At 66.9% G+C, this 25,823-nt stretch carries 24 protein-coding genes; 9 read left to right on the top strand and 15 right to left on the bottom strand.

The genetic code is table 11. The features are described from left to right. Positions 1 to 31: 31 nt before the first annotated feature. The 9 genes from CSC94_RS10885 to CSC94_RS10845 all read right to left on the bottom strand — a co-directional run bounded on the left by CSC94_RS10885 (position 32) and on the right by CSC94_RS10845 (position 9,267). Positions 32 to 1,588, bottom strand: coding sequence for a formate dehydrogenase beta subunit (locus tag CSC94_RS10885; RefSeq protein ID WP_099306368.1), 1,557 nt, complete (start codon positions 1,586 to 1,588; stop codon positions 32 to 34). Beyond that, positions 1,585 to 2,064 (bottom strand): formate dehydrogenase subunit gamma, encoded by a 480-nt coding sequence (locus tag CSC94_RS10880; RefSeq protein ID WP_099306367.1) that lies wholly within the window; start codon positions 2,062 to 2,064, stop codon positions 1,585 to 1,587. The genes CSC94_RS10885 and CSC94_RS10880 overlap by 4 nt, the downstream gene beginning before the upstream one ends. Positions 2,065 to 2,245: 181 nt before the next feature. Beyond that, positions 2,246 to 2,965, bottom strand: coding sequence for a ThuA domain-containing protein (locus CSC94_RS10875; RefSeq protein ID WP_099306366.1), 720 nt, complete (start codon positions 2,963 to 2,965; stop codon positions 2,246 to 2,248). Further along, positions 2,962 to 3,834, bottom strand: coding sequence for an NAD(P)-dependent oxidoreductase (locus CSC94_RS10870; protein WP_245408322.1), 873 nt, complete (start codon positions 3,832 to 3,834; stop codon positions 2,962 to 2,964). The genes CSC94_RS10875 and CSC94_RS10870 overlap by 4 nt, the downstream gene beginning before the upstream one ends. A 1-nt stretch (position 3,835) precedes the next feature. Continuing rightward, a complete protein-coding gene (locus CSC94_RS10865; RefSeq protein ID WP_099306364.1) occupies positions 3,836 to 5,359 on the bottom strand; it encodes a sugar ABC transporter ATP-binding protein in 1,524 nt (507 codons plus the stop codon). Beyond that, the gene (locus tag CSC94_RS10860) at positions 5,356 to 6,357 is read right to left on the bottom strand and encodes an ABC transporter permease (RefSeq protein WP_099306363.1); all 1,002 of its coding nucleotides are present in this window, start codon (positions 6,355 to 6,357) and stop codon (positions 5,356 to 5,358) included. Before CSC94_RS10860 ends, CSC94_RS10865 begins: the two co-directional genes overlap by 4 nt. A gap of 17 nt (positions 6,358 to 6,374) precedes the next feature. Further along, positions 6,375 to 7,349 (bottom strand): ABC transporter permease, encoded by a 975-nt coding sequence (locus CSC94_RS10855; protein ID WP_099306486.1) that lies wholly within the window; start codon positions 7,347 to 7,349, stop codon positions 6,375 to 6,377. Positions 7,350 to 7,430: 81 nt separating this feature from the next. Then, positions 7,431 to 8,228 carry an SDR family NAD(P)-dependent oxidoreductase gene (locus CSC94_RS10850; RefSeq protein WP_099306362.1) on the bottom strand — a complete coding sequence of 266 codons (798 nt, stop codon included), beginning with the start codon at positions 8,226 to 8,228 and terminating at the stop codon, positions 7,431 to 7,433. Between the two features lie 82 nt (positions 8,229 to 8,310). Beyond that, positions 8,311 to 9,267 (bottom strand): sugar ABC transporter substrate-binding protein, encoded by a 957-nt coding sequence (locus CSC94_RS10845; RefSeq protein ID WP_099306361.1) that lies wholly within the window; start codon positions 9,265 to 9,267, stop codon positions 8,311 to 8,313. A 250-nt stretch (positions 9,268 to 9,517) separates the two neighbouring features. Here CSC94_RS10845 and CSC94_RS10840 point away from each other — a divergent pair, with 250 nt between their 5' ends. The 9 genes from CSC94_RS10840 to CSC94_RS10800 all read left to right on the top strand — a co-directional run bounded on the left by CSC94_RS10840 (position 9,518) and on the right by CSC94_RS10800 (position 20,075). After that, positions 9,518 to 11,353: an ABC transporter substrate-binding protein gene (locus CSC94_RS10840; protein ID WP_205853282.1), complete on the top strand. Its 1,836-nt coding sequence runs from the start codon at positions 9,518 to 9,520 to the stop codon at positions 11,351 to 11,353. 14 nt (positions 11,354 to 11,367) lie between these two features. Further along, positions 11,368 to 12,177, top strand: coding sequence for an SDR family NAD(P)-dependent oxidoreductase (locus CSC94_RS10835; RefSeq protein ID WP_099306359.1), 810 nt, complete (start codon positions 11,368 to 11,370; stop codon positions 12,175 to 12,177). A 67-nt stretch (positions 12,178 to 12,244) separates the two neighbouring features. After that, positions 12,245 to 13,543 (top strand): M24 family metallopeptidase, encoded by a 1,299-nt coding sequence (locus tag CSC94_RS10830; protein ID WP_099306358.1) that lies wholly within the window; start codon positions 12,245 to 12,247, stop codon positions 13,541 to 13,543. Positions 13,544 to 13,611: 68 nt separating this feature from the next. Continuing rightward, positions 13,612 to 14,631 (top strand): thiamine pyrophosphate-dependent dehydrogenase E1 component subunit alpha, encoded by a 1,020-nt coding sequence (locus tag CSC94_RS10825; RefSeq protein ID WP_099306357.1) that lies wholly within the window; start codon positions 13,612 to 13,614, stop codon positions 14,629 to 14,631. Positions 14,632 to 14,642: 11 nt separating this feature from the next. Beyond that, on the top strand, positions 14,643 to 15,641 hold the full coding sequence (locus CSC94_RS10820; protein ID WP_099306356.1) for an alpha-ketoacid dehydrogenase subunit beta: 999 nt from the start codon (positions 14,643 to 14,645) through the stop codon (positions 15,639 to 15,641). Next, positions 15,631 to 16,962 (top strand): biotin/lipoyl-containing protein, encoded by a 1,332-nt coding sequence (locus CSC94_RS10815; protein WP_099306355.1) that lies wholly within the window; start codon positions 15,631 to 15,633, stop codon positions 16,960 to 16,962. The genes CSC94_RS10820 and CSC94_RS10815 overlap by 11 nt, the downstream gene beginning before the upstream one ends. A gap of 15 nt (positions 16,963 to 16,977) precedes the next feature. Further along, complete coding sequence (locus tag CSC94_RS10810) at positions 16,978 to 18,408, top strand: NAD-dependent succinate-semialdehyde dehydrogenase (protein ID WP_099306354.1); 1,431 nt, start codon at positions 16,978 to 16,980, stop codon at positions 18,406 to 18,408. A 1-nt stretch (position 18,409) separates the two neighbouring features. After that, on the top strand, positions 18,410 to 19,309 hold the full coding sequence (locus CSC94_RS10805) for a 2-oxo acid dehydrogenase subunit E2 (protein WP_099306353.1): 900 nt from the start codon (positions 18,410 to 18,412) through the stop codon (positions 19,307 to 19,309). A gap of 4 nt (positions 19,310 to 19,313) precedes the next feature. Further along, positions 19,314 to 20,075, top strand: coding sequence for an SDR family oxidoreductase (locus CSC94_RS10800; protein ID WP_099306352.1), 762 nt, complete (start codon positions 19,314 to 19,316; stop codon positions 20,073 to 20,075). A gap of 264 nt (positions 20,076 to 20,339) precedes the next feature. On the opposite strand, the gene CSC94_RS10795 is transcribed toward CSC94_RS10800, so the two are convergent. The 6 genes from CSC94_RS10795 to CSC94_RS10770 all read right to left on the bottom strand — a co-directional run bounded on the left by CSC94_RS10795 (position 20,340) and on the right by CSC94_RS10770 (position 25,822). After that, positions 20,340 to 21,359: an Ldh family oxidoreductase gene (locus CSC94_RS10795; protein WP_099306351.1), complete on the bottom strand. Its 1,020-nt coding sequence runs from the start codon at positions 21,357 to 21,359 to the stop codon at positions 20,340 to 20,342. A 132-nt stretch (positions 21,360 to 21,491) separates the two neighbouring features. Further along, positions 21,492 to 22,502, bottom strand: a complete 1,011-nt coding sequence (locus tag CSC94_RS10790) for a YeiH family protein (RefSeq protein WP_099306350.1) — start codon at positions 22,500 to 22,502, stop codon at positions 21,492 to 21,494. Positions 22,503 to 22,566: 64 nt separating this feature from the next. Further along, the gene (locus tag CSC94_RS10785; protein WP_099306349.1) at positions 22,567 to 23,748 is read right to left on the bottom strand and encodes a UxaA family hydrolase; all 1,182 of its coding nucleotides are present in this window, start codon (positions 23,746 to 23,748) and stop codon (positions 22,567 to 22,569) included. Between the two features lie 11 nt (positions 23,749 to 23,759). Next, positions 23,760 to 24,050: a UxaA family hydrolase gene (locus CSC94_RS10780; RefSeq protein ID WP_099306348.1), complete on the bottom strand. Its 291-nt coding sequence runs from the start codon at positions 24,048 to 24,050 to the stop codon at positions 23,760 to 23,762. 12 nt (positions 24,051 to 24,062) lie between these two features. Next, on the bottom strand, positions 24,063 to 25,058 hold the full coding sequence (locus CSC94_RS10775) for a zinc-dependent alcohol dehydrogenase (protein WP_099306347.1): 996 nt from the start codon (positions 25,056 to 25,058) through the stop codon (positions 24,063 to 24,065). After that, positions 25,055 to 25,822, bottom strand: a complete 768-nt coding sequence (locus tag CSC94_RS10770) for an SDR family NAD(P)-dependent oxidoreductase (RefSeq protein WP_099306346.1) — start codon at positions 25,820 to 25,822, stop codon at positions 25,055 to 25,057. The genes CSC94_RS10775 and CSC94_RS10770 overlap by 4 nt, the downstream gene beginning before the upstream one ends. Position 25,823 lies beyond the last annotated feature (1 nt).

Here is a 25,823-nt window from a genome sequence, read left to right as displayed (position 1 = left end):
ACCCTCCCGAATGGCGTTGTGCGGGCCGCGCTCATTCCGCGGCCTCCTTCATGGCGCGGGGTGAAAAGTCGTCCGGGAAATGCGTCATCGCGCTCATCACCGGATAGGGTGTGAAACCGCCCAGCGCGCAAAGCGAACCGAACTTCATCGTGTTGCAGAGATCGGCAGCCAGGTCCTTCTGGACATCCGGCTCGATGCCGGCGGCCAGCTTGTCCAGCGTCTCGACGCCGCGAACGGCGCCGATGCGGCAAGGGGTGCACTTGCCACAGCTCTCGATGGCGCAGAACTCGAAGGCGAACCGGGCCTGTTTCAGCATGTCGGCCGTATCATCGAAGACGACGATGCCGGCGTGGCCGATCAGCCCGTCCTTCGCCGCGAAGGCCTCGTAGTCGAAGGGCGTATCGAAAAGCGCCCGCGGGAAATAGGCGCCCAGCGGGCCACCCACCTGCACCGCCTTGACCGGACGGCCGGAGGCTGTTCCCCCGCCAAGGTCGTCGACGATCTCGCCAAGCGTCAGTCCGAAAGCGGTCTCGAAGAGGCCGCCGTGCTTCACGTTGCCGGCGATCTGCAGCGGGATCGTGCCGCGCGACCGGCCCATGCCGAAGTCGCGGTAGAAGGCCGCGCCCTTGTCCATGATGACCGGAACGGAGGCAAGCGAGATGACGTTGTTGACGACCGTCGGCTTGCCGAACAGGCCCTCGATGGCCGGCAGCGGCGGCTTGGCGCGCACCACGCCACGCCTGCCTTCCAGCGAATTGAGCAGCGAGGTTTCCTCGCCGCAGACATAGGCGCCGGCACCGACGCGGATTTCCATGTCGAAAGCCTTGCCGGACTTGAGAACGTCGGCACCCAGGATGCCGGCCTCACGGGCCAGGCGGACAGCGGCGTTCATGACCTCGATCGCCTGGGGATATTCGGAGCGCAGGTAGACGAAGCCCATGGTCGCGCCCGTTGCAATGCCGGCGATCGCCATGCCCTCGATCAGCACGAAGGGATCGCCTTCCATGATCATGCGGTCAGCAAAGGTGCCGCTGTCGCCCTCGTCGGCATTGCAGACGATGAACTTCCGGTCGGCTCGCGCTTCCAGAACGGTCTTCCATTTGATGCCGGTCGGAAAACCGGCACCGCCACGGCCGCGCAGGCCGGAATCGGTGACCTGGGCGACGATGCCGGCCGGGTCCATGGCCAGCGCCTTTTTCAGGCCGGCAAGTCCGCCGTGGGCCTCGTAGTCGGCCAGGGACAGCGGGTCGATCAGGCCGCAGCGGGCGAAGGTCAGGCGCGTCTGGCGCTTGAAGAAGGGGATTTCGGCGGTGAGGCCATGGCCAAGCGGATGGTCGCCGCCGTCGAGGAAGCCGGCGTCGAAGAGACCGGCCACGTCACCGGACGCCACGGGACCGTAGGCGACGCGGCCCCGCGCTGTCTCGACCTCGACGAGCGGCTCGAGCCAGACCATGCCGCGGGTGCCGTTGCGCACGACGGTGACGTCGGCGCCGCGGTCCCTTGCCTGGGTCGCGATGGCCTCGGCCACCGCATCGGCGCCGAGCGCCAGGGCAGCCGCATCGCGCGGAACGTAAACAGTGGTGGTCATTGGCTGACCTCCGCAATCATGGACTTCAATCTGGTGTCATCGACGCGTCCGACAACCCTGCCGTCGATCATCGCGGCCGGTCCGCAGGCGCACAGGCCGAGGCAGTAGACAGCTTCCAGCGTCACGGCGCCGTCCGCCGAGGTTTCGCCGAAGCCGATCTTCAGGGTGGACGCCGCGCTCTCGGCGATGGCCTCGCCACCGGACGCCTGGCAGGCCTCGGCCCGGCAGATCTTCAGCACGTGGCGGCCGGCCGGCGCCTGGCGGAAATCGTGGTAGAAGCTGGCCACGCCGTGCACTTCGGCCCGGCTGAGGTTCAGCGCATCGGAGACGACGCGCAGGGCTTCCTCAGGCAGGTGGCCGAACTCGTGCTGGATGTCATGCAGGATGGGCAGCAGCGGACCCAGCCGGCCTTCATGGGCCGTGACGATTTCCCGCGTGCGGTCGCGCACATCGCTTGCCTGGGCGAGGTCTGGCATCGGATTCCTCCCGTTAGAGCGACAATTGTCGCGGGATCGGCCGGACGGATCAATAACGCTGTTCCGTCAGGCGATTGGAAAATCCTATCAAAGCCATCCTTGCATGGAATGTGGGCCTGTTTGCGACATGCAGCCGGCGCGAAAACGCAGCGTGAAGCGGCGCCCGCGCCAGGCCACGAGGTCAGGCGGCCGCAGCCGCTTGCGGCCGTGCAGCCCAGAGCAGGCCACGGCGCATGATCTCGGTGACCTGCGGCACCTTGAGATCGTCCAGCGTGTGGCCGATGGAGCAGTAGAAGACGTGCCCCCTGTCCCAGCGCCGCTTCCAGACGACGGGGATGACGGTGCCCTCGATCCACCAGAGATGGTCGCCGGAAAAGGTGGTCGTCGCCAGCACCTCGTTGGAGGGGTCGACCAGCATGTAATACTGCTCGGAGAACAGGCGGAAACTGCGGATGCCGCGCACGACCGGATCGTCCGGGCGGCAGATGGTGACGTCATAATCGACGAAATCGTCGGAGGGGACCGGATTGTCGGGCCAGCCGGGCGGATGGGCAACGAACTGGCCGCCAATCAGGAAATGGTATGTCGGACGGTCGCGGAAGGCGTCACCCATGTGGCCATGCCAGCCGCCGATGCCGCAGCCGCTGGCGATCAGTTTCAGGAGCCCGTCCTCCTCCGCCTTCGTCATGTTGCCGAATTCGGGCCTGTGGGACGAGCGGGCGCTGGACCAGATCGGCACGATCAGGTCGACGTCGGCCATCGCGCGCGGATCCGCCAGCGGCGCGAAACTGTCGTGCGTGACCACCTCGAAACCCTCGGCCTCCAGCAGGTCGCGGCACCAGTCTCCGAATTCGGTCGGCGAATGGCCTTCCCAGCCTCCGACAAAGAGTACGGCTTTCACGGTCTTGCCTCCTTCATGAAGGTGAGGATGGACGCCATGTCGCGTCCCGAGAACCCGGCCCGGCAGGCCGCATCGAGCACGTCCAGCGTGGCCCGCGTCTGCGGCATGGAGACGCCGTGGCGGCGCGCAAGGTCAAGCGCGAGGCCGACGTCCTTGGCCGCCAGATCGACGGTGAAGCTCACCGGGTGGGCCGCCTCGTCGAGATAGAGCGGGCGCCGGTAGGAGAGCATCGGCGCGGCGGCGGCGGAACTTTCCACCACGTCGAAGGCCAGTGCCTCGTCGATGCCGCAGCGGCCGGCCAGCGCCAGTGCCTCGGACAGCGTCTGGTTGATGCCGTGGATGAGCATGTTGACGGCGAGCTTCATCACGGCCCCCTGCCCGCTCTGCCCGAGCCAGATGACCTTGCGGGCCATGGCGCCGAAGACAGGAGGCAGGTCCGGGTAGCCGGCCTCGCGCCCGCCGGCCATGACCAGCAGTTGCGCGTCCGCCGCGGCCTGCGTGGCCCCGGACACCGGCGCGTCGAGAAAGCGCTTGCCGCGCGCCGACGCCTCCGCCGCGATCCCGGTGACAAGCTCCGGGCTGATGGTGCCCATTTCCACGATGCATTCCGCACCGCCGGAGGCAACCAGTCCGCCGTCGCCCAGATGCACGGCACGTGCGGCCTCGTCATTGGCCAGCATGGATACGATCACGGCGGACCGGGCCGCGAGTTCGCCAAGCGATGCGGCGATCCCGACCGGCACCTCGGTGGCCAGTCTGGCGGCCGGTTCCGGGCTGCGGTTCCACACCATCACATCGAAGCCGGCACGCGCCGCATTGGCGGCCATGCGCGTGCCCATGCGGCCCAGACCGGCAAATCCCAGCCGCATGTCAGGCCGCGTCCTTGCCGCTGGAGCCATTGAGGCCCGAGATCGCCTGGATGAGCTTGTCCTCGGTAATCTCTGCCGCCGTGAACTCCTTCGTGATGCGGCCGCTGTACATGGCGATGACGCGGTCGGAAACGTGCAGGACCTCCGGCATTTCCGACGAAATGACGATAACGGCGTAGCCGTGAGCGGCCAGGTCGCGGATCAGGTTGTGGATCTCGGACTTCGACCCGACATCAATGCCACGGGTCGGCTCGTCGACGATCAGCACCTCCGGTTTCATCGACAGCCACTTGCCGATGACGATCTTCTGCTGGTTGCCACCGGAAAGGTTGCCGGCAAGCTGCCGCCAGCCCGGCGTCTTGATGTCGAGCCGGTCGCGATACTGGTCGAAGATCGCCACCTCGGCGCCGTCGGAGACGAAGGGACCGGCGGTCAGGTCGTCGACCTGCGGCAGGGTCATGTTGTCGCGACAGTTCATCGACAGCACGAGGCCCTGTTCCTTGCGGTTCTCCGGCACCAGCGAAATGCCGAGGCGGATGGCATCGACCGGCGATTCGATGGTCACCTCATTGCCATCGAGATGGATGGAGCCGGCCGTCGGGGTGCGCAGGCCGAACAGCGTTTCGGCGATCTCGGTGCGCCCGGCGCCGACCAGACCGTAGAAGCCGACGACCTCTCCCTTGTGAACCTTGAAGCTGATGTCCTGGAACAGGTCGCCGCAGGCCAGGCCGCGCACTTCCAACGCCACGTCGCCGGTCTCGACCGGGCGGATGTTGCGCGTCAGGTCCAGCTTGCGGCCGATCATCTGCTGGGTGATCTCCTCCTCGGTCGTTTCCGCGGTGACGAGCGTCCCGCGGTAGGTGCCGTCGCGCAGCACCGAGATGCGATCGGTGATGCGGAAGATCTCCTCCATGCGGTGCGAAATATAGATGATGCCGACGCCGTGGGTCTTGAGATCCGCGATCACGTCGAACAGCACCACCTTCTCGGCATCGGTCAGCGAGGCGGTCGGCTCGTCGAAGATCACGGCCTTCGCCTCGTGGACCAGCGCCCGCGCGATCTCGACCATCTGCTGGTTGGCGATGGAGAGGTCGCCGACCCTTGTCTGCGGCGTGAAGCGCACGCGCAGCTTCTCGAGGATCGCGGCGCAGTCGTCGTTGAGCTTTTTCCAGTCCACCAGGCCGAAAGCCTTGCGCGGCAATTCCCCGAGGAAGACATTCTCGGCGACCGACAGTTCGCGGGCGAGGCTCAGTTCCTGGTGGATGAAGACGATGCCCTTGGCCTTGGCATCCAGCGGCGACGCCATGACAACCGGCTTCTCGTCGATGAGGATGCGGCCCTCGTCGGGCTGGTGAATGCCGCCGAGCACCTTCATCAGCGTCGACTTGCCGGCGCCGTTCTCGCCCATCAGGGCATGAACCTCGCCCGGCTGGACGGAGAAGGAGACGCCATCCAGGGCGCGCACGCCCGGAAAGGTCTTGACGATGCCTTCGAGGCGAAGGACCGGTGCCTGCTGCCCGCTCATGTCTTCAACTCCTCCCTGCCCTTGATGTTGAGCTGCCGGTCGAGGAACAGCACGGCGATCAGGATGACGCCGATGACCAGGTTGACCGTCTCTGTGTCGGCGCCGATATGGCCCAGCCCCTTGCGCAGCAGCTGGATGGCGATGACGCCGCCGAAGGTTGAGACGATCGAGCCGGAGCCGCCGGTCAGCTTGGTGCCACCGAGCACGACCGCGGTGATCGCCCACAGTTCGTAGAGTTCGCCGTCGTTCGGGTTCACCGAGCCGGATTCGGAATAGAAGACCACCGCCGACAGCGCCGCCAGGAAGCCGATCAGCATGAAATTGACGAGGATGTGCGGCCCGACGCGAATGCCGGCATTGACGGCGGCCTCGCGGTTGTCGCCGACCGCATAGGCGTTACGCCCGTGGACGGTGCGGGTCATCAGGAACCACATAGCCACGGCGACGGCGAGCAGGAACCAGGTCGGCGTGTGGATGCCGAGGAAACTGGCCTCCGCGAAGTCGACCAGCGTCCAGTTGAGGTGCGAGGTCGGCTGTTCGCCGTGGTACATGAAGACCAGGCCGCGATAGCCGAGCATGGAGCCGAGCGTGACGATGAACGCGTCGACCCCGGTCTTCCAGACGATCAGGCCGTTGACCGCGCCCAGGACCACGCCGGTCAGCAGCGCCAGCAGCCAGGACACCGGGATCACCCAGTCGCCGAGGCCGGCGAAAACCGGCCATGTCATGCTGTCGAGCAGCACGATGGCGCTGAGGGCGAAGGTGGCGCCGACGCTGAGGTCGATGTTGCCGTTGATCATGATGATCGTCATGCCCAGGGCGATGATGCCGATGGGCGCGGACTGCTTGAAAAGCAGCATCATGTTGTCGAGGTCGAGAAAGACCTTGTCGCTGAGCGAGAGATACTCGCCGGCCACGGTGAAGAAGATCAGTTCGAAGGCGATGAAGCCCCAGATGGCGCCGTATTTCAGCCTGTTCTTCAGCTTTGCATTGTCCATGACGGTCTGCCTCTTTCTCACGCGATCGGCGACCAGAGACGGCCGCGCTTGGCCGCGATGTCGAGCCAGACGGCGAGGATGATGATGATCCAGGTGACGACATACTGGGCGTAGAACTGCAGGCCGACGAGCAGAAGTCCGTTCTGGATGAAGCCGAGGATCAGCACGCCGATGACGGTCTTGAAGATGGTGCCCGAACCGCCCAGGAGAGACGCGCCGCCGAGGATGACGGCCGCCAGAACCTCCAGTTCCATGCCCTGGCCGACCGTGTTCTGGCTGCCGAGCGAGCGGCTGGCCTGCAGCAGGCCGGCTGTGGCCACGCAGGCCGAGGAAATCAGATAGGTGGCGAAGACGACCCGGGCGCGGCGAATGCCGGAAAAGGTGGCCGCGACGCCATTGCCGCCGACCGCGTAGACCTTTCGGCCGAAGGGTGTGCGCGCGAGCACGATGCCGAGAAAGGCGGCCAGCGCCAGGAAGATCAGGATGGGCACCGGAAAACCGAGGATCTCGCCCTGGCCGAAGACGGAGAACCAGGTGCCCTCCTTGTCGGCGATGTCCATGTTCTTGCCGCCGGAATAGGTGAGCGTGAGGCCGTGGATGGCCGAGAGCATGCCGAGCGTGACGATCAGCGAATTGAGCTTCAGGTAGCCGACCAGGAAGCCGATGATGGCGCCGAGCACCAGGGTCATGGCGAACATGGCGGGGATTGCCAGCGCCGGCCCGATGCGGTCGTGCAGGTCGAGGACGACGATGGTGGAGAAGGACATCATGGAGCCGACCGACAGGTCGAGGTTGCCGCTGATGACCACGAAGGTGACGCCCAGCGCCATGACGCCCAGGATCGCCGACGAGCGCACAACGCCCATGATGTTATCGGGATCGAGAAAGCGGTGATTGGCGAGCGTGAAGCCGATCATGAACAGGGCGAAGGCCACCAGGATGCCCTGCCGGGCGAGCAGGCCGCCAAGGCCCGAACTCCAGAAACGCGCCATCAATTCCTCCCTTGTGCCGGGCGGGCCGGCATTCTTTCTTTCCGGCGGCAGGATCGCCGCCGGTGGCATGGCCGGATGGTGTCAGACCAGCGTCATTCCGCCGTCGATCATGACGATCTGGCCGGTCATGTAGTCGCTCTCGCGGGATGCCAGGAAGGTCGTCGTGCCGACGATGTCGGCAGGCGTGGCAACCCGGCCCCGCAGGATGTCGGCCGAAAACTCCTCCATGGCCTGGCCCGGCCGCTCCGCCGCACCGATGTTCATCAGGTCGCGATCGACCTGCTCCCACATCTCGGTGGCGACAACGCCCGGTGCAAAACCGGTGACGGTGATATCATGCTTCGCCAGGTCGCGCGCGGCGGACTGGGTCAGCGAGACCACGGCCCACTTGCTGGCGCAATAGGGAGCGACATTGTCGAAGCCCTGGCGGCTGGCCACGGACGCCGTGTTGACGATCTTGCCGCCCCCGCCCTGGGCGATCATCTGCTGCGCCGCCTCCTGCATGCCGATCAGGCAGCCCAGGCCGTTGACGGTCATGATGCGGTTCCAGTTGTCCTCGGTCACGTCGAGGAAGTTCATCGGGCTGTTGATGCCGGCGTTGTTGAACATGACATCCAGCTTGCCGAAGCGCTCCACGACGTGGGCGATCATGGCGCGGACCTGGCCGCGGTCCGTCACGTCGACCCCGGCATGGGTGACGCCGCCGCCAGCCTGACGGGCGCGGGCCTCGTTCGCCTCGGCCACCTGCTGCGCCTGTCCGGCATTGATGTCGGCGAAACAGACATCGGCGCCTTCATCCAGCAGGGCTTCACCAATTGCGCGGCCGATACCGCGCGCTGCTCCCGTGACGATGCAGGAGCGTCCTGAGACACGGCCCATGGCGTCATTCCACCTGTGTTGGCAACGGCATTCGGACCGGGCGGGCGCCGGCAAGACACCCGCCCGGCGACGTCAGGACGGATCAGAAGACGGGCTTCGTGAAATCCTTCATGTTGTCCTGGGTGATCTTCGGCGTATCGAAGTAGTTGAAGAAGGGCACGTCCTTGCCTTCAAGGATATCGACCGCCGTCTTCAGCGCCGCCTTGGCGTCGTCGACCGGGGACTGGTAGATCGAGCCCCAGTACTCGCCGCGCTCCATGGCCTCGTAGCCGACGGCGAAATTGGTCGCGCCGACGAAGATGATGCCGTCGCGTCCGGCCGCCTTGGCCGCGTTGAGCGCGCCGACGCCCATGTTGTCATCGCCGGCATAGACGCCGTCGATCTTGTCGTACTTGACCAGGAAGGCCTCCATGACCTTCTGCGACTTTTCGCGGTTCCAGTCGCCGGGCTGCGTCTCCACCAGCTTCACGTCGGGGCAGACCTGCGGCAGGCGGTCCTCGAAGCCCTTGGCGCGTTCGATGGCCGTGGTGTAGCCCGGCTGGCCCGAGATCTGGACGATCTGCGCGGTCTTGTCGATGCCCATAGACTTGAACTTGTCGCACATGATCTCGGCGGCACGCGACCCCTGCGTGATGTTGTCCGGGCCGGAGAAGGCCTTGACGAAGGGGAAGCCCGCTTCTGCGATATTGGAATTGGTGACGACCACCGGAATGCCGGCCTTGGATGCCTTGCGCACGGCCGGAATGACGGCCTCGCCGTTGGTCGGCCAGATGATGATGGCATTCACGTCCTGCTGGATCAGATCCTCGATCTGGGCGATCTGGCGGGCGACGTCGCCGCCGGCATCCAGCACCACTGCCTCGACATCGGAATTGGCGTCGGCCGCCTCGATAAAGGCCTTCTCGTAGGTGGTCTGGTAGCTGTCGACGCCGACGTTGTTCTGCGTGATACCGATCTTGTACTCGGCGGCCCCTGCGGCCGATGCCATGGCCAGGCCGGCAATGGCAGTCGTGACGGTGAGCATCGTGCGAATGGTCATGCTGAAGTTCCTCCCGAACTTGTCTCTCTTCCCGAAATTCCGACCCGCGGACCCGGCGGGCTGCAACGCCCGAAGCGGTCATAGCGGGTTACGCCACCCGGCCAGTGCGGGCAACCGGAGGCAGGTTGCCGCAGCGGGAGAACGCTTTGACCCGGATTTATATCCAATTCGGATGTTTTTTCATCCATTATGGATTTTTTCGCCATGTTGGAAATCGCTCAATCTGAACATTCTGAAAGGGAAGACGGCCATGAGTAGCGGAACGTTCAAAACCGGGCAGAGCCCGCAAGCCGGCCCGGCAGCACCGGGGCGGCGCGAACCGGGGACGACAAGAGCCGAGCCGATGAACCAGGGAGGATCGCAAGCGCAAACCTATCCGGTCTCGCCGGGCGAGAAGACCGAGCTCCTGAACGTGATCGCGTTCCTGGAGGAGTTCGGCGAAGAGCTCGACGACACCATCGATTTCCTTGCGCCCAATCCGTATCTCCGCATGTCGCTGCACCTGATCCGAAGCCATCTGGAAGCAAAGACCGTGACGCCGACCTCGCTGATCGGCGCGTCGGGTGCGCCGCATGCAACGGCGACGCGGCGCATGCGGGAGATGCTCGACCGCGGGCTGATCGACCAGCGGCCACGCACGCTGAGCGGCAAGAGCTTCTCGCTGCATCCCAGCGAAACGCTGATGGGCTCGTGGATCCGGATGTCCGGACGGCTGAAGCGGCTGGCCGAAACCCGGCTCGGCGCGCCCGCCCGCGCGACGCGCGACTACTATTACGGCGGCTCCTACATGGCCGCCCGCTCGGTGCCGCCGCTGCAGGTGCTCGGCGAGCCGCTGCGCATCGCCGGCGGGATCCGGGTCCTGGTACACGGCGACCCGACCTTCATGGTGATGGACCAGCTCAAGCGGCAGTTCGAGCACGTGGTGGGGACCGATATCCACCAGCGCGCTTTCTCCATCGACCGGCTGCACCAGGAGGTGCTGAAAAACGGGGAACGCAAGGCGAGCCGCTACGACATCGTTGCCGTGGACCTGCCGTGGATCGGCGAACTGGCCGAAAAGGGCGTGCTGATGCCGCTTGACGAGGCCATGGACATCGCGCGGCTCGACCCGGCCGACTTCCACACCGCCGGCTGGAAGGCGGCCCACTGGGGCGGACGGCCCTACGGCGTGCCGGCACAGACGACGCCGGAACTGCTGTTCTACCGCAAGGACCTGTTCGCGGAAGCCGGGCTGGAACCGCCGGCGACGACGACCGACCTGATCGCGGCAGCCCGCGAACTGCACCAGCCGACGCAGGGGCGCTACGGCGTGGCCTGGAACGCGGCCCGTGGCACCGCGCTGGGGCACACGTTCCTGATGCTGCTGTCGGATTTCGGCCAGCCGGTGATCAACCTGACCGCCAACGCGGGCGGCTTCGACACCGACAGGCTCAACCGCGACCGGCACCGCCCGACCATCGACACGGAAAAGGGCCTGGCGGCAGCGGAGTACCTGCTGGAGCTTCTCCATTACTCGCCGCCCTACATCCTTTCAATGTCCTGGTACGAGCGGGTGCGGCCCTATGCCAGCGGCGAGGTGGCCATGGCCTACGGCTATACCCTGCTGGCCCCGTATTTCGAACTCGACCCGGGTTCGCCCGCCTACGGACAGACCGGCTACATGCCGCATCCGCCGGGACCGGGCGCTTCACCGGTGGCGCCGGTGGGCGGTTACGTCATGGGCATTCCACGCAACCTTCCGCCCGAACGCCTCAAGGCGGCGGCGGAAGCGCTGATCGTCTTCACGTCGCCGGAAGCACAGAAGCTCTACGTGCAGAACGGCAGCCGGACGAACCCGCGCTACTCGGTCGGCTCGGACCCGGACGTGCGCCGCACCTCGACGATTTTCGAGGCGGTGGACGAGATGTCCTGGCGCGACGAGCTGCAGTTCTGGCCGCGCCCGCCGATCCCCCAGATCAGCGAGATCATCCGCATCTGCGGCGAGGAATTCCACGACATGCTGCGCGGCATCATCCCGCCGCGCACGGCGCTCAGAAACGCCCAGAACCGCGCCGACGCGGCGATGAAAAACGACGGACCAACCTGACCACGGAGGAGACGATGGACCCCAACCGGCTGAAAGGCAAAAACATCCTGATCACGGGCGCGGCACGCGGCATGGGCGCGGCGAATGCCGAATCCTTCGCCAGCCAGGGCGCCAACGTGTGCCTCGGCGACCTCGACCTGGACGAGGCGCAGAAGGTGGCCGACCGGATCAACGCGGCCGGCAACGGCAAGGCGATCGCGGTGAAGATGGACGTGACGAAGCGCGCCGACAACGCCGCCGCGGTCAAGGCGACCGTGGACGCCTTCGGTTCGATCAACGTCGGGCTGTTCAACGCCGGTCTCAACAAGCCCCGCTTCTTCATGGACATCGATGAAGACAACTGGGACATGATCATGACGGTCAACACCAAGGCGATGTGGCTCGGCATGCAGGAGACCGCGCGCCAGATGATCGCGCAGGGGCCGATGGAGGACCATCCCTACAAGCTCATCAACGTCGGCTCGATCGCCTCGCGCAAGCCGCTGGTGGACGTCACCGTCTATTGCACGTCCAAGTACGGCTGCCTGGCGCTGACCCATTGCGGCGCGGTCGGCCTCGCCGAGCACAAGATCACGGTCAACGGCTACGCGCCGGGCGTGGTCGTCACGCCGCTGTGGGAACAGCTCGACAAGGACCTGGTCGACATCGGCTTCAAGGAGCGCGAAGGCCAGGCCTACGAGGACATCGTGCGCGATGCGCTGCAGATCAAGCGCGTGTCCTATCCCGACGATATCGTCGGCACGGCCTCGTTCCTGGCCAGCGACGACAGCGACTACATGACCGGCCAGATGATCCACATCGACGGCGGCTGGTGCATCCAGTAGCGCCACACCCTTTTCACCCCCGCTTCCCTGACACGGGTGCGCACAGGCGCATCCGGAGGAGTTTGTCATGAACCGCGCACTGACACCGAACATCCTGACACCCGCCGACCTGGAGCCGAACTGGCGATGGGAGGGCCGGCTGCCGGCCTGGGGTCATACCTCCGTCGACTTCGAGCGCCGGATCGATCATGACCGGCTGCGCCGCTACCGGCTGAGCCGCACCCGCCAGGCGATGAAGAATTCGCCGGCCGGCACGCTGCTGCTCTTCGACGTCAACAACATCCGCTACGTCTCGGCCACCAAGATCGGCGAGTGGGAACGGGACAAGATGTGCCGCTTCTGCCTGCTGACCGGCGACGATTCCCCCTACGTCTGGGATTTCGGGTCCGCCGCGATGCATCACAAGAAGTTCTCCGACTGGCTGGAACCGGACCATTGCCGGGCCGGTGTCGTCGGCATGCGCGGCACCATTCCGCCGGAATTCGGCCTGATGCAGAAATACGCACACGAGATCGCCGGTCTCATCCGCGATGCCGGCATGGCCGACATGCCGGTCGGCGTCGACTATGCCGAGACGGCCATGTTCCACGCCCTGCAGGAAGAGGGCCTGAAGGTCATCGATGGCCAGCAGATCATGCTGGCTGCGCGCGAGATCAAGAACTGGGACGAGATCCAGTTGCTCACCCAGGCCGCCTCCATGGTCGATGGCGTCTACCACATGATCTACGAGGAACTGAAACCGGGCGTGCGCGAGAACGACATCGTCGCGATGTCGAACAAGATGCTCTACGAGATGGGCTCGGACGACGTGGAGGCGATCAACGCCATTTCCGGCGAGCGCTGCAACCCGCATCCGCACAATTTCACCGACCGGTATTTCCGTCCCGGCGACCAGGCCTTCTTCGACATCCTGCAGTCCTACCAGGGCTACCGGACCTGCTACTACCGGACCTTCAACATCGGCCGGTCGACGCCGGCCCAGCGCGACGCCTACGTGAAGGCGCGCGAGTGGATCGACGCCTCCATCGCGATGATCAAGCCGGGGGTGACGACCGACAAGGTAGCGGCCGTCTGGCCGAAGGCGGAGGAATTCGGTTTCCCCAACGAGGACGCCGCGTTCGGGCTGCAGTTCGGCCATGGCCTTGGCCTCGCCCTGCACGAGCGGCCGATCATCAGCCGCGCGGTATCGCTCGACCACCCGATGGAGATCCAGACCGGCATGGTCTTCGCGCTGGAAACCTATTGCCCGGCGGCGGACGGCTACTCGGCCGCCCGCATCGAGGAAGAGGTCGTCGTCACCGACACCGGCGTCGAGGTCATCTCGCTGTTCCCGGCCGAGGAACTGCCGATCGCCAATCGCTACTGATCCTCCCCAAGGCCCGGTCCGGACGGCTTCGCGCCGCCGGGCCTGACCGCCATGCAAGGACGATTGCCATGAGTGCCGCCAGGAAGCCCGCGGGCGACAAACGCAATGCCGAGACCTATCTGAGGATGTACCGGCAGATGGTGCGCATCCGCGCCTTCGAGGACAATGCCAACCAGCTCTACCTGTCGGCGCGGATGCCGGGGCTGACCCACATGTATTCCGGCCAGGAGGCCGTGGCCGTCGGCATCTGCGAGGCGCTGCGCGACAGCGACAAGGTCACCTCCACCCATCGCGGCCATGGCCATTGCGTCGCCAAGGGGGCGGAGTTCCAGGCCATGTTCTGCGAACTGCTCGGCAAGGCGGAGGGCTATTGCCGCGGCAAGGGCGGCTCGATGCATATCGCCGACCAGGCACACGGCAATCTCGGCGCCAATGCCATCGTCGGCGGATCGATGGGCATTGCCACGGGTGCCGCCCTGTCGGCCAGGCGGCTCGGGCGCGACGACGTGACGGTCTGCTTCTTCGGCGACGGGGCGACGGCACAGGGCCTCTGGTACGAGGTGATGAACATGGCGGCGCTGTGGAAGCTGCCCGTCATCTATGCCTGCGAGAACAACGGCTATTCCGAATACACCCGCACCGACGAGATCGCCGCCGGATCGATCCTCGCGCGGGCTCAGGCCTTCGGCATCGAGAGCCACCAGGTGGACGGGCAGGACGTGCTGGCGGTCAACCAGCTGGCCGGCGACCTGGTCGCACGGGCGCGCAAGGGCGAAGGCCCGTTCTTCATCGAACTGATGACCTACCGCTACCACGGCCACCACGTCGGCGACATCAACCGCGATTATTACCGTTCGAAGGACGAGGAAGCGGAGTGGAAGACGACCCGCGACCCGATCACCAATTTCGGGATGTGGCTGCAGGAGCAGAAGATCGCCAGCGCAGACGACCTCGCCGCGATCAACGACGAGATCCGCGCCGACGCCGAAGCCGCCGTCGCCTACGCCGAAAAGGCTCCCTACCCGGACGCGTCCGAAGTCGACATGCACGTGTTCGCCGGGATCGAACACGCCCTCCAGCAGGTGTGAGGACCAGCGCCATGACCCGCGAGATCACGCTTTCCAAGGCCGTCAACGAGGCCATCGCCGAAGAGATGCGGCGCGACGAAACCATTTTCCTCATCGGCGAGGACGTGGCGGAAGCCGGGACGCCTTTCAAGGTGCTGTCCGGCCTGGTGGAGGAGTTCGGCACCGACCGGATCATCGACACGCCGATCGCCGAGCCGGGCTTCATGGGCATTGCGGTGGGCGCCGCGATGACCGGCTCGCGGCCGATCGTCGACCTGATGTTCGGCGACTTCCTGTTCCTGGTCATGGACCAGTTGTGCAACCAGGCCGCCAAGACGCATTACATGTCCGGCGGCAAGCTGAAGGTGCCGCTGGTGCTGCGCACCAATCTCGGCGCCACGCGGCGGTCGGCCGCGCAGCATTCTCAGTCACTGCATGCCCTCGTTGCCCACATCCCGGGGCTGAAGGTGGCCCTGCCCTCCTCGGCCTACGAGGCCAAGGGCCTCCTGAAGACCGCCATCCGCGACGACAACCCGGTGGTCATCTTCGAAGACAAGCTGATGTACAACGACAAGGCGCCGGTGCAGGAGGAGGAATACCTGCTGCCGTTCGGCCAGGCGGCCGTGCTGCGCGAGGGCCGCGACATCACTCTGGTGGCCACCTCGTCCATGGTGCAGGTAGCGCAGGCGGCGGCCGAGCTGCTGGCGCGCGAGAACATCTCGGCGGAAGTCATCGACCCGCGCACCATCGTGCCGCTGGACGAGGAGACCATCCTGGCCTCGGTGCGCAAGACGTCCCGCGCCATCGTCATCGACGAGGGACACCAGAATTTCGGCATTACCGGGGAAATCGCGTCGCGCATCTCGGAAAAGGCCTTCTACCATCTCGACGCACCGGTGCAGCGCATGGGCGCGATGGACGTGCCCGTGCCCTTCTCGCCGGCGCTGGAAGACCTGACGGTGCCGACGCCGGAGCGCGTGGCCGAGCGGGCTCGCCTGGCCGTGCGCGGGGAGCTGTTCCATGCCGCATGAGGTCATCATGCCGGCGCTCGGCATGGCGCAGGACAGCGGCCTGATCGTCTCCTGGCTCAAGCAGCCGGGCGATGCCGTGAAGGCCGGCGACGGGCTGATGGAGGTCGAGACCGACAAGGCGGTGATGGAGGTGGAAGCCCAGGCGGACGGCTTCCTGACCCGGGTGACGGCCGCCGCCGGCGAGCATGTGCCTGTCGGCGCGACGGTCGCGGTGATCGCCGACACGCCGGACGAGGCCGCCGCAAAGCCGGACAATCCAAAGGCACCAGACGCGCCGGATGCGGGCGAGGAATTGCCGGAAGGCCGGGCGATCATCATGCCGGCGCTTGGCATGGCGCAGGATACCGGCCGGATCGTCTCCTGGTGCAAGGGCGCCGGCGAGGCCGTTGCTGCCTCCGACGTGCTGCTGGAAGTGGAGACCGACAAGTCGGTGATGGAAGTGGAGGCCGGGCATGACGGCTTCGTCGCGGCGATCCTGGCAAAGGCCGGCGACGACGTGCCGGTGGGCGCGACCATCGCCATCATCTCCGGGGAGAAGCCCGGCCACGTGGTGGAACGCGGACTGCGCGCGACGCCCCCCGCTCCGGCGAAGGGAGAGGCCAGGACCACCGAACCGCCCGGCGCACCGGCGGACAGTCCGGCCCCCGCAGCCGTGCCACGCAAGACCCTCGCCCCGGCATCGGGCGGGCGCGTTCTCGCCTCGCCGAAGGCGCGGCGGCTGGCGTTGGAGCGCGGGCTCGATCTCGACCTCCTGGTCCGCGAAGGGGTGGCGCAACCGTTCCATGCGGCGGACATCGACACGCTGGAGCAGATTTCGCGGCGACAGCCGGTTGAGGAACCGGCCGTTCCCATTCTGGAGGTCAAGGCGCGCGTCCCGATGGCGCCGAGCCAGGCGTTCATCGCCTGGCTTGCCAATGACGGCGGGCCAGCCATCGCGGCCCGGGACCTCTGGCTGCGGTTTGCGGGGGCCGCGCTCAGGTCCGTCCGCACCGATCCGGCCGCGACCATCGTCACGGAGGTCCTCGGCACCACGGGACCTTCCCGGCGTTTCGCCGATGCCGACCGTGCCGGACTCTCGGCCGCAGTCGAGGCCATCGACGACAGTGCCTGCGATCTCGTGCTGCGCGACCTGAGCGGCTCGGCCATCCTGTCGGCCAGCGCGCGGGCCGGCTCCGCCCCGGTGCTGACCATCGGCCAGGACGGCGACCGTCTTTCGGTCACGCTGGCCTACCGCGCCTCGCAGCTGGACGACGACGCCGCGATCGGCCTGGTTTCGGCCTTCTGCGGCCGTCTTGGCGACCCGCTGACCCATCTTCTCTGACCCGGAGGCTCATCCATGGACCATACCGATCTCTACATCGACGGGCAGTGGCGCAAGGCGGCCGATGGCGCCCGGTTCGACGTGCTCAATCCGGCGACGGAAGAGGTGATCGCCTCGGTCGCCTCGGCCGATCTCGCCGATGCCGACGCCGCGCTGGACGCGGCAGCGGCCGCCTTCCCCGACTGGGCGGCCCGCAAGCCGCGCGAGCGGTCGGAAGTGCTGCGCCGCTGCTGGGAACTGATGACGGCGCGCCTCGACGAGTTCGCCCGCCTGATCACCCTGGAAAACGGCAAGGCGCGCGCCGACGCCATGGGCGAGGCCACCTACGCGGCGGAGTTCTTCCGCTGGTTCGCCGAGGAAGCCGTCCGCGCCGACGGGCTGATCACCCATGCGCCGGCGTCGGGCGCGCGCATCGTGGTGCAGCACAAGCCTGCCGGCATCGCCGTGCTGGTGACGCCCTGGAACTACCCGGCGGCCATGGGCACGCGCAAGATCGCGCCGGCGCTGGCCGCCGGCTGCCCTGTCATCATCAAGCCGGCTTCCGAAACGCCGCTGACGATGCTCGCGCTGATGCCGTTGCTGGAGGAGGCCGGCGTGCCCAAGGGCCTCGTCAACGTGGTGCCGTCGCGCAAGTCCGGCGCGCTGGTCGATCACATGCTGCACGACCCGCGCGTGCGCGTTGTCTCGTTCACCGGATCGACCGAGGTGGGACGCAAGCTGCTGCATTCGGCGGCGGACCAGGTGCTCAAGCCCGCCATGGAACTGGGCGGCAACGCGCCGCTGATCGTGTTCGAGGATGCCGACATCGACAAGGCGGTGAACGGCGCCATGCTGGCCAAGATGCGCAACCTGGGCGAAGCCTGCACGGCGGCCAACCGCTTCTACATCCACGACCGCGTCGCGGATGAATTCACCGCGAAGTTCACCGCCGCCATGGGCAGGCTGACCATGGGCAACGGACTGGAGGACGGGGTGGATGTCGGGCCGCTGGTCAACGCCGATACGCGCGACAAGGTGGCCGCCTTCGTCGACGATGCCGTGGCCAGGGGTGCCAGGGTGGAGATCGGCGGAACACGCCCGAACGGCAAGGGCTATTTCTACCCGCCGACCGTGCTGTCCGGCGTGCCGGAAACCGCCGACTGTGTGCATGACGAGATCTTCGGGCCCGTGGCGGCGCTGCAGCGCTTTTCCGACCAGGAGGATGTCATCCGCCGGGCCAATGCCACCGAATACGGCCTCGTGGCCTACGTGTTCTCGGAAGACATGAAGCGGGCGATGCAGGTCTGCGAGCGGCTCGAATACGGCATGGTCGGTCTCAACCGCGGGCTGGTGTCCGATCCGGCGGCGCCGTTCGGCGGCGTCAAGCAGTCCGGCCTGGGGCGCGAAGGCGGACACGAGGGCATGCTGGAATTCATGGAAACCCAGTACATCTCGGCGGACTGGTAGGATGGCGCAGAGCGATTTCATCGCCAGCCCGGCTGTCGTCGCCCACGCGGGGCGTCTCGGCGTCGACCTGGCCGAGGTGGCCCGCCGGAGCGGTCGGCAGGTTCTGGCGCGGGAGGACGTGGACATGCATGTTGCGGGACAGGACGGATCGGCGGCACCGGCAGCGCAGGATACGCGCTACTGGCAGGTGGACCATGGCGCCTTCGGGCCGGTGCGCGAGGAACCGATGGGGCGTATCGAGCGGATCGCGGCGGACAATCTTTCGGCCGCCAACCGGATGATCCCGCAGGTCACGCACCACGACCGTGGCGACCTGCGCGCGATCAACGCGTGGCGGGAGCGCCTGAAGCCCGAGGCGGCGGCACGCGGCATGCGGCTGACCGCCCTGCCCTTCCATGTCAAGGCGCTGGCGTGCTGCCTTGCCGCCTTCCCGCGTTTCAATGCCTCGCTGACGCCGGACGGCGAGACACTGGTGCTGAAGGATTATTGCCACGTCGGCATCGCGGTCGATACACCGCACGGGCTGGTGGTTCCGGTCGTGCGCAATGCCGACAGCAAGGGTATCTGGCAGATCGCGGCGGAAATCGCCGACCTTGCTGCCCGGGCGCAGGAGCGCAAGCTGCGGCCGGACGAAATGGGCGGGGCATCGATGTCGATCTCCAATCTCGGCGGCATCGGCGGCACGGCTTTCACCCCGATCGTCAATCCGCCGGAGGTGGCGATCCTCGGCCTGACGCGCGGCGAGACCGTGCCGGTCTGGGAAAACGACGCCTGGCAGCCGGTGCCCATGGTGCCGCTTGACCTCTCTTATGACCACCGCGTGATCAACGGAGCCGACGCTGCGCGTTTCCTGGCGCATTTCGCTCGCCTGCTCGCCGATCCGCGCCGGATGCTGGTGTGATGCCATGACGCTCGCCATCGACCTTTCCGGACAGACCGCACTGGTGACCGGCTGCTCGCGCGGGATCGGTCTCGGCATCTGCCGGGCACTGGCGCGCGCCGGCGCCGACATCATCGGCGTCAGCACCACGCCGGCCTCCATGGGCGACGCGGCACGGCAGTCAGTCGAGGCAGAAGGGCGGCGCTTCACACCGGCGCACTGCGACTTTTCCGACCGGGCGGCCACCGTCGCGTTTGCCGATGCCATGGCGGCGCGCGGCGACATCTCGATCCTCGTCAACAATGCCGGCACGATCCGGCGGGCGCCGGCCGCCAAGCATCCGCTGGACGACTGGGACCTGGTTCAGGCGGTGAACACGGATGCACCGTTCATCCTGACGCGGGCGATCGGCGCCGACATGATACGGCGCGGCGGCGGCCGGATCGTCTTCATCGCCTCGGTGCTGAGTTTCCAGGGCGGCATCACCGTGCCGGGCTATGCGGCCAGCAAGGGCGCCACGGCGCAACTGGTCCGCGCCTTCGCCAACGAATGGGCCTCTCAGGGCGTCAACGTGAACGGGGTGGCGCCGGGCTATATCGCCACCGACAACACCGCCGCGCTGCAGGCGGACAAGGACCGCGAGGCCGCGCTGATGGCGCGCGTGCCGGCCGGGCGCTGGGGCGAGGCGGACGAGATCGGCGAGCCGGTCGCCTTCCTGTGCAGCGAAGCCGCGCGGTTCATCCACGGCGCGATCCTGCCGGTGGATGGCGGCTGGCTGGCGCGCTAAGGCATTTCCGCGCTCAAGCCAATCGCCGGAATGCCCAATCCGGTTGTTTTTCCCAATCCGGACGCGAAACCGGTGCCCGCTTTCGCTGAAATTGCTCTCCCAATGCCGCAATCCCGGACGCGAAACCGGTGCCCGCTTTCGCTGGAATTGCTCTCCCCATGCCGCAATCCCGGACGCGAAACCGGTGCCCACTTTCGCTGGAATTGCTCTCCCCATGCCGCAATCCCGGACGCGAAGCCGGTGCCCGCTTTCGCTGGAATTGCTCTAGGCCGCCCCGGTATCCAGCGCCACGATCTCGGCATGGAGTTTGGCCGGGATCAGGACGCCGTCGCGCACCGCTGCCGCGCGCCGCGCGGCGCGGTTCGAGCCGGGCAGGCGCACGCCCTCCTGGTCCGTCATCGCGGTCAGCAGGATTTCGAGGCGGTCGGCAAAGCCGGGTCCGCCGGTGCGGGCCGGGTCAAAGGCGATGAGCGTCTGCCCGACCCCGGGCGGCGCTCCCTCGGCATCGAAGAAGGAGGTCGCCTCGAAGGAATGGTTGGCGCCGGTCAGGGTGCCCGCCAGGATCTCGACGATGAGTGCCAGCATGGCGCCCTTGGCATCGCCGGCCGGGAGCATGGTGCCCTTCAGCGCCGCATCGGGATCGGTCGTCGGTCGACCCTCGCTGTCGAGCGCCCAGCCCTCTGGAATAGGCTTGCCCATCTTGGACGCCGCCATCACCTTGCCACGCGCAACCCGCGACAGGGACAGGTCGATGACCAGCGGCGGGGCGTCGCCGCGCGGCGCGGCGACGGCGATCGGGTTGGTGCCAAAGAGCGCGGCCGCCCCGCCCCATGGCGCCATGGCCGGCGGGCTGTTGGCCATCATCAGCGCCAGGAACCCGCGGTCGGCGAGACGCTCGACATGGGCGCCGAGCTGGCCGCAATGGTGCGAGCGGCGGATCAGGGCCGCGGCGACGCCGGTCGCCGGCACGAGTTCCGCCAGCGCATCGATGGCGGCATCGATGGCCGGGAAGGCAAAGCCGTGTCCGGCATCGACGTTCAGGAGCGCGGCCGCGCCCTTCCCGACGCGCGGGACAGCATCGCCAACCACCTTGCCCGATTTCGCCTGGGCCGCATATGCGGCAACACGCGAGAACCCGTGGCCGGCCTGTCCGTCCACCTCCGCGGCAACGAGCGCCCTGGCAACGCTCGCGGCATTGGCCGCCGTCGTTCCGCTCTGCTGCAGGACCCGCCCGATCAGGGCCTCCGCCTCGGCGATGCCCAACCGGATGTCTGTGTCACTCATCGTTGCCCGCTCCTCCGCTGCACTCAACGCACGCAATCCCGGACGCGAAACCGGCGTCCACTTTCGCCGGGATTGCTCTTGCCCCACGCAATCCCGGACGCGAAACCGGCGTCCACTTTCGCTGGGATTGCTTTAACCCGGCACAAGCCCGCTTTCCAGCGCGACGAGCGCCATGGCGAGCAGGAACAGGGTTTCGACCACGACGACGGCGGCGTGGCGCCAGCCGAGCCCCAGCATGGCCTTCATGTTGGTCTTCACGCCCAGCGCCGAGATGGCAATGACCAGCAGCCAGGACGAGACGGTGACGGCGCCGGACGCGATGGCCTGCGGGATCACCTGGAGGCTGTTGGCCGCCGCGACCACGACGAAGCCGACAACGAAGGCCGGAAGGCGCACCTTGCCGCCATTGCCCAGCCCGCCCGACAGCGACAGCGCGATGATGAGCAGAACCACCGGCAGCATGGTGACGCGGAGCAGCTTGACGATGGTCGCCATGTCGCCGGCCTCGACGGAGATGGAATAGCCGGCGCCGACGACCTGCGCGACGTCGTGGACGGTGGCGCCAATCAGGAAGCCGCTCTGCATGTCGGACAGCCCGAGGAGCGAGAAGACGATCGGATAGACGATCATGGCGACCGTCGACATGGTCGTCACAGCGACGACCGTGAAGAGGAGATTGCGCTCGGTCTTGTCGTTGTGCGGGATGACGGAGGCGATGGCGAGCGCGGCGGACGCGCCGCAAATGGCAACCGAACCGCCCGTCAGAAGCGCGAACCGCCAGCCGCGGTCGAACAGGCGGGCAAAGACGAAGCCGCTGCCGATCGTCAGCGCGATCAGAGAAATCACCGTGAGCAGGCCGGACACGCCGATTGAGGCGATGTCGCCAACGGTGATGCGCGCGCCCAGGAGCACGATCCCCGCGCGCAACAGGGTCCGCGAGGCGAACTCGATGCCTGGCTTGCAGCGGGCATCGACCGCGAGAAAGTTGAACGCCATGCCGATCAGCAGCGCGAACAGCATGACCGGGGCGCCATAGTGTTCCGACAGGAACTTGGCGGCCGCAGCGACGGTCAGCGCAAGCAGGACGCCGGGAAACAGGTCGGCGACCCGGGTGCGCACCGAGGACAGGGAAAAGCTGGACATGGCAGATCCGGATGATGGACGCCGCCCGGGGAGAACCCGGGCGGCAAGGACAGCGCGGGAGTGATCAGGCGCTGCGGTAGAGCTTGGTCATCGAGAACTCGCGATGGCCGAGCGCCTCGGACGCCGTGTTGCGGCCGTTGGCAGTGCGGCGGATCATGTCGATCAGCTCGTCACCGGCCTCGTCGATCGTCATCTCGCGGCGCAGGATGCCCGAGACGTCGACGTCGACATGCTCGCTCATGGTGCGCACGGTGCGCGGGTTGGCCGTGATCTTGATGACCGGCACGATGGGATTGCCGATCACGTTGCCCTGCCCGGTCGGGAAGGTATGGATCACGTAGCCGCCGGCGGCCATCAGGGTGACGCATTCGGCCGCCGCGGACGAGGAGTCCATGAAGTAGAGGCCCTTGCCTGATTTCGGTGCCTCGGCCGGATCGAGAATGTCGATGTATTTCGACGTGCGGCCGATCTTCTCCAGGTTGCCGAGCGCCTTTTCCTCGATGGTCGTCAGGCCGCCCTCGATGTTGCCCTTGGTCGGCTGGCTGTCGGACAGGTCGTCGGTCTGGTGGGCAAAGATCACATCGTCCTGGTAGGCCTTCCACATGGCATACCAGCGCTCGCCGACCTCGTCGCTGATCGCGCGGGCCTTGCAGATGTGCTCGGCGCCGGTGATCTCGGAGGTTTCGCCGAAGCAGCCGTAGATGCCTTCGGGAAGCAGCTTGTCGTACATGTTGCCAACCGTCGGGCAGGAGCCCAGACCGGTGGTGGTGTCGCTTTCGCCGCACTTGGTCGAAACCCAGAGCTCGGAAATGGAGCATTCCTCGCGCTGCAGCTCGGTGGCGAAGTGGACGAATTCCTTGGCCTTGCGCGAGGCGTCCATGATCGTCTTCAGGTCGCCGTTCTGCTCGATGGAGAAGCCTGCCACCGGCTTGCCCGTGGCGGCAATGCCGTCAACGACGCGCTGTGTCCAGCCCGGCTCGATGCCGATGACCACGCAGGCGGCGACGTTCGGATTGGCGCCGGTGCCGATGATGGTCCGGAAATGCAGCTCGAGATCCTCGCCGAACTGCAGGCGGCCGTAGGCATGGGGGATGGCCAGCGTGCCCTTGATGTTGTTGGCGACCGCCTCGCAGGCGGCGTTGGAGATGTCGTCCAGCGGCAGGATGAGCACATGGTTGCGCACGCCGACCCGGCCGTTCTCACGGCGGTAGCCCTGGAAGGTGATGTTGGAATATTTCGAAGCCATGGTCGGGTTCCTTACCAGCGCTTGGTCTTGAGGTTGTGGGTATGGACGTGACCGCCCTTCGCGACATCGGCGACGAACTTGCCGATGTCCTCGCCGTACTTGATGGCCGTGTCGCCGGACTTGAGATCCTTCAACGCGATCTTGTGGCCGATCGGCACGTCGGCATTGGCGGTCAGCCGGAAGGTCGAGTTGTCGTGGGTGACGCAGCAGAGCATGTCGGTGCCGGCCTTGAGGCCTTCAACGACGACCACGCCGACGTTGTCGGCCTGCTCGTGGACGAGAAGATGGGGAATTTCAGCCATCCTGGTTTCCTTTCAGAGTTGGGGTTTGAGAATGATCTTCGGCGCTGTCACCGCGCCGGAATGGAGATCGGCGAAGGCGTCGGGGCCCGCGTCGAGGGGATGCGGCACGGCCCAGTCGAGGGCACCGAGGCGGCCGTCGAAAATCGCCTGCGCGGTCTCGCGAAAATCCGTCATCGTGTAGGTGTAGGTACCGATGAAGGTGATTTCCTGCAGCGTCATGCGGCGGATGTTCAGCCCCCCCGCCGCCTCGCCCAGACCGATATGGACGATGACGCCGCCCGGCACGGCCCTTTGCGATGCCACTTCGCGGGTGGCCGCGAAGCCGGCGGCATCGATGACGAGGTCGAAGAACCGCCCGTCCCCGACCTCGGCGGGATCGCGTGCATCCAGGCCGACGGCCTCGCACAGGAAGGCGCGACGGGCGGCATTCGGCTCGACGAGCACGATGTCGCCGCCGCCCATGGCACGGAAGGACAGCGCCGCGCCGACGCCGATGGCACCGCCGCCGAGGATCAGCATCGAGACCTCGCCCAGCGGGCGCGCCAGTGCTCGGTGGGCGAGCTTCACCGCGTGCCATCCACAGGCGATGGGTTCGGCCAGGGCCGCCTTGTCGAAGGGCACGCCGTCGGGGACGGTCACGAGGTTGCGTTCCGGCATGGCGACATATTGGGCGAAGGCGCCCTCTCGCGGCGGCATTGAAATGATCTGCCGGTCGGCGCACAGGTTTTCCCGGCCCGACAGGCAGGCCGGGCAGGCCATGCAGGTGACCAGCGGATTGATGGTGACGCGGCGGCCCTCCTGCGGGCCGGCGACCACGATGCCCGCCGCCTCGTGACCCAGGATCAGCGGCGCGGGACGGCGTTCGTCGTGGCCGAGATATGCGTGCATGTCGGAGCCGCAGATGCCGACGCTGTCGACCCGCACGAGCAGTTCGCCCGCCGCCGGTTGCGGCATGGGAACGTCGCGGATCGCGAGCTGGTTGGGACCGAGATAGACGAGCGCTTTCATTTGGCGGTAAATCCTCCATCCACCATCAGGGTCTGGCCCGTGACATAGGCGCCGGCATCGGAGCACAGGAAGAGCACGGGGCCGTCGATGTCCTCCGGTTCGCCGTTGCGGCCAATGCAGGTCTGCGCCGCGTTGCGCGCCGCGCGGGCGGGATCGGCGAAAACGGGCGCGGTCAGCTCGGTGCGGAAGAAGCCGGGACCGATGGCATTGGCGGTGATGCCGCTGCCCGACCAGGCCTCGGCCATGGCGCGGGTCATCTGGACGACACCGCCCTTGCTGGCGCCATAGGCGATGCCGCCCGGGAAGGCGCGATAGCTCTGCAGCGAGGCGAAGTTGACGATGCGGCCCCATCCCCTTTCGCGCATGGCCGGCGCGAAGGCCTGCGCGAGGAAGAAGGGCGCTGTGAGATTGATGCCGAGCGTGACCTGCCAGCCCTCGGGGGTGACGTCGTCGGCGGCCTGCCGCGTGTTGATGCCGGCGGCGTTGACCAGGATGTCCGGGGCGCCGAACCGGCCGATGACCTCGCCGGCGATCCGCGACGCGCTCTCGGCGCCGGCTAGATCACCGGCGACGAAGGCCGCATCGTCCCCGGCCCCGACCGCCCAGTCGGCCAGCACCGCTTCGCGCCGCGCCACGCCGACCACCCGTGCACCCGCCGCCAGCAGGACATCGGCTGCCCTCCTGCCAAGGCCCGAGCTGGCACCGGTGACACAGGCCACGCGGCCCGTCAGGTCAAACAGTCGAGCAGGATCACGAGCGGCCATG

The sequence above is a fragment of the Zhengella mangrovi genome, assembly GCF_002727065.1.
Lineage (GTDB): Bacteria > Pseudomonadota > Alphaproteobacteria > Rhizobiales > Rhizobiaceae > Zhengella > Zhengella mangrovi.
Note: the sequence above shows the minus strand (reverse complement) of the source record. Positions and strands in the feature narration are given on the sequence as shown.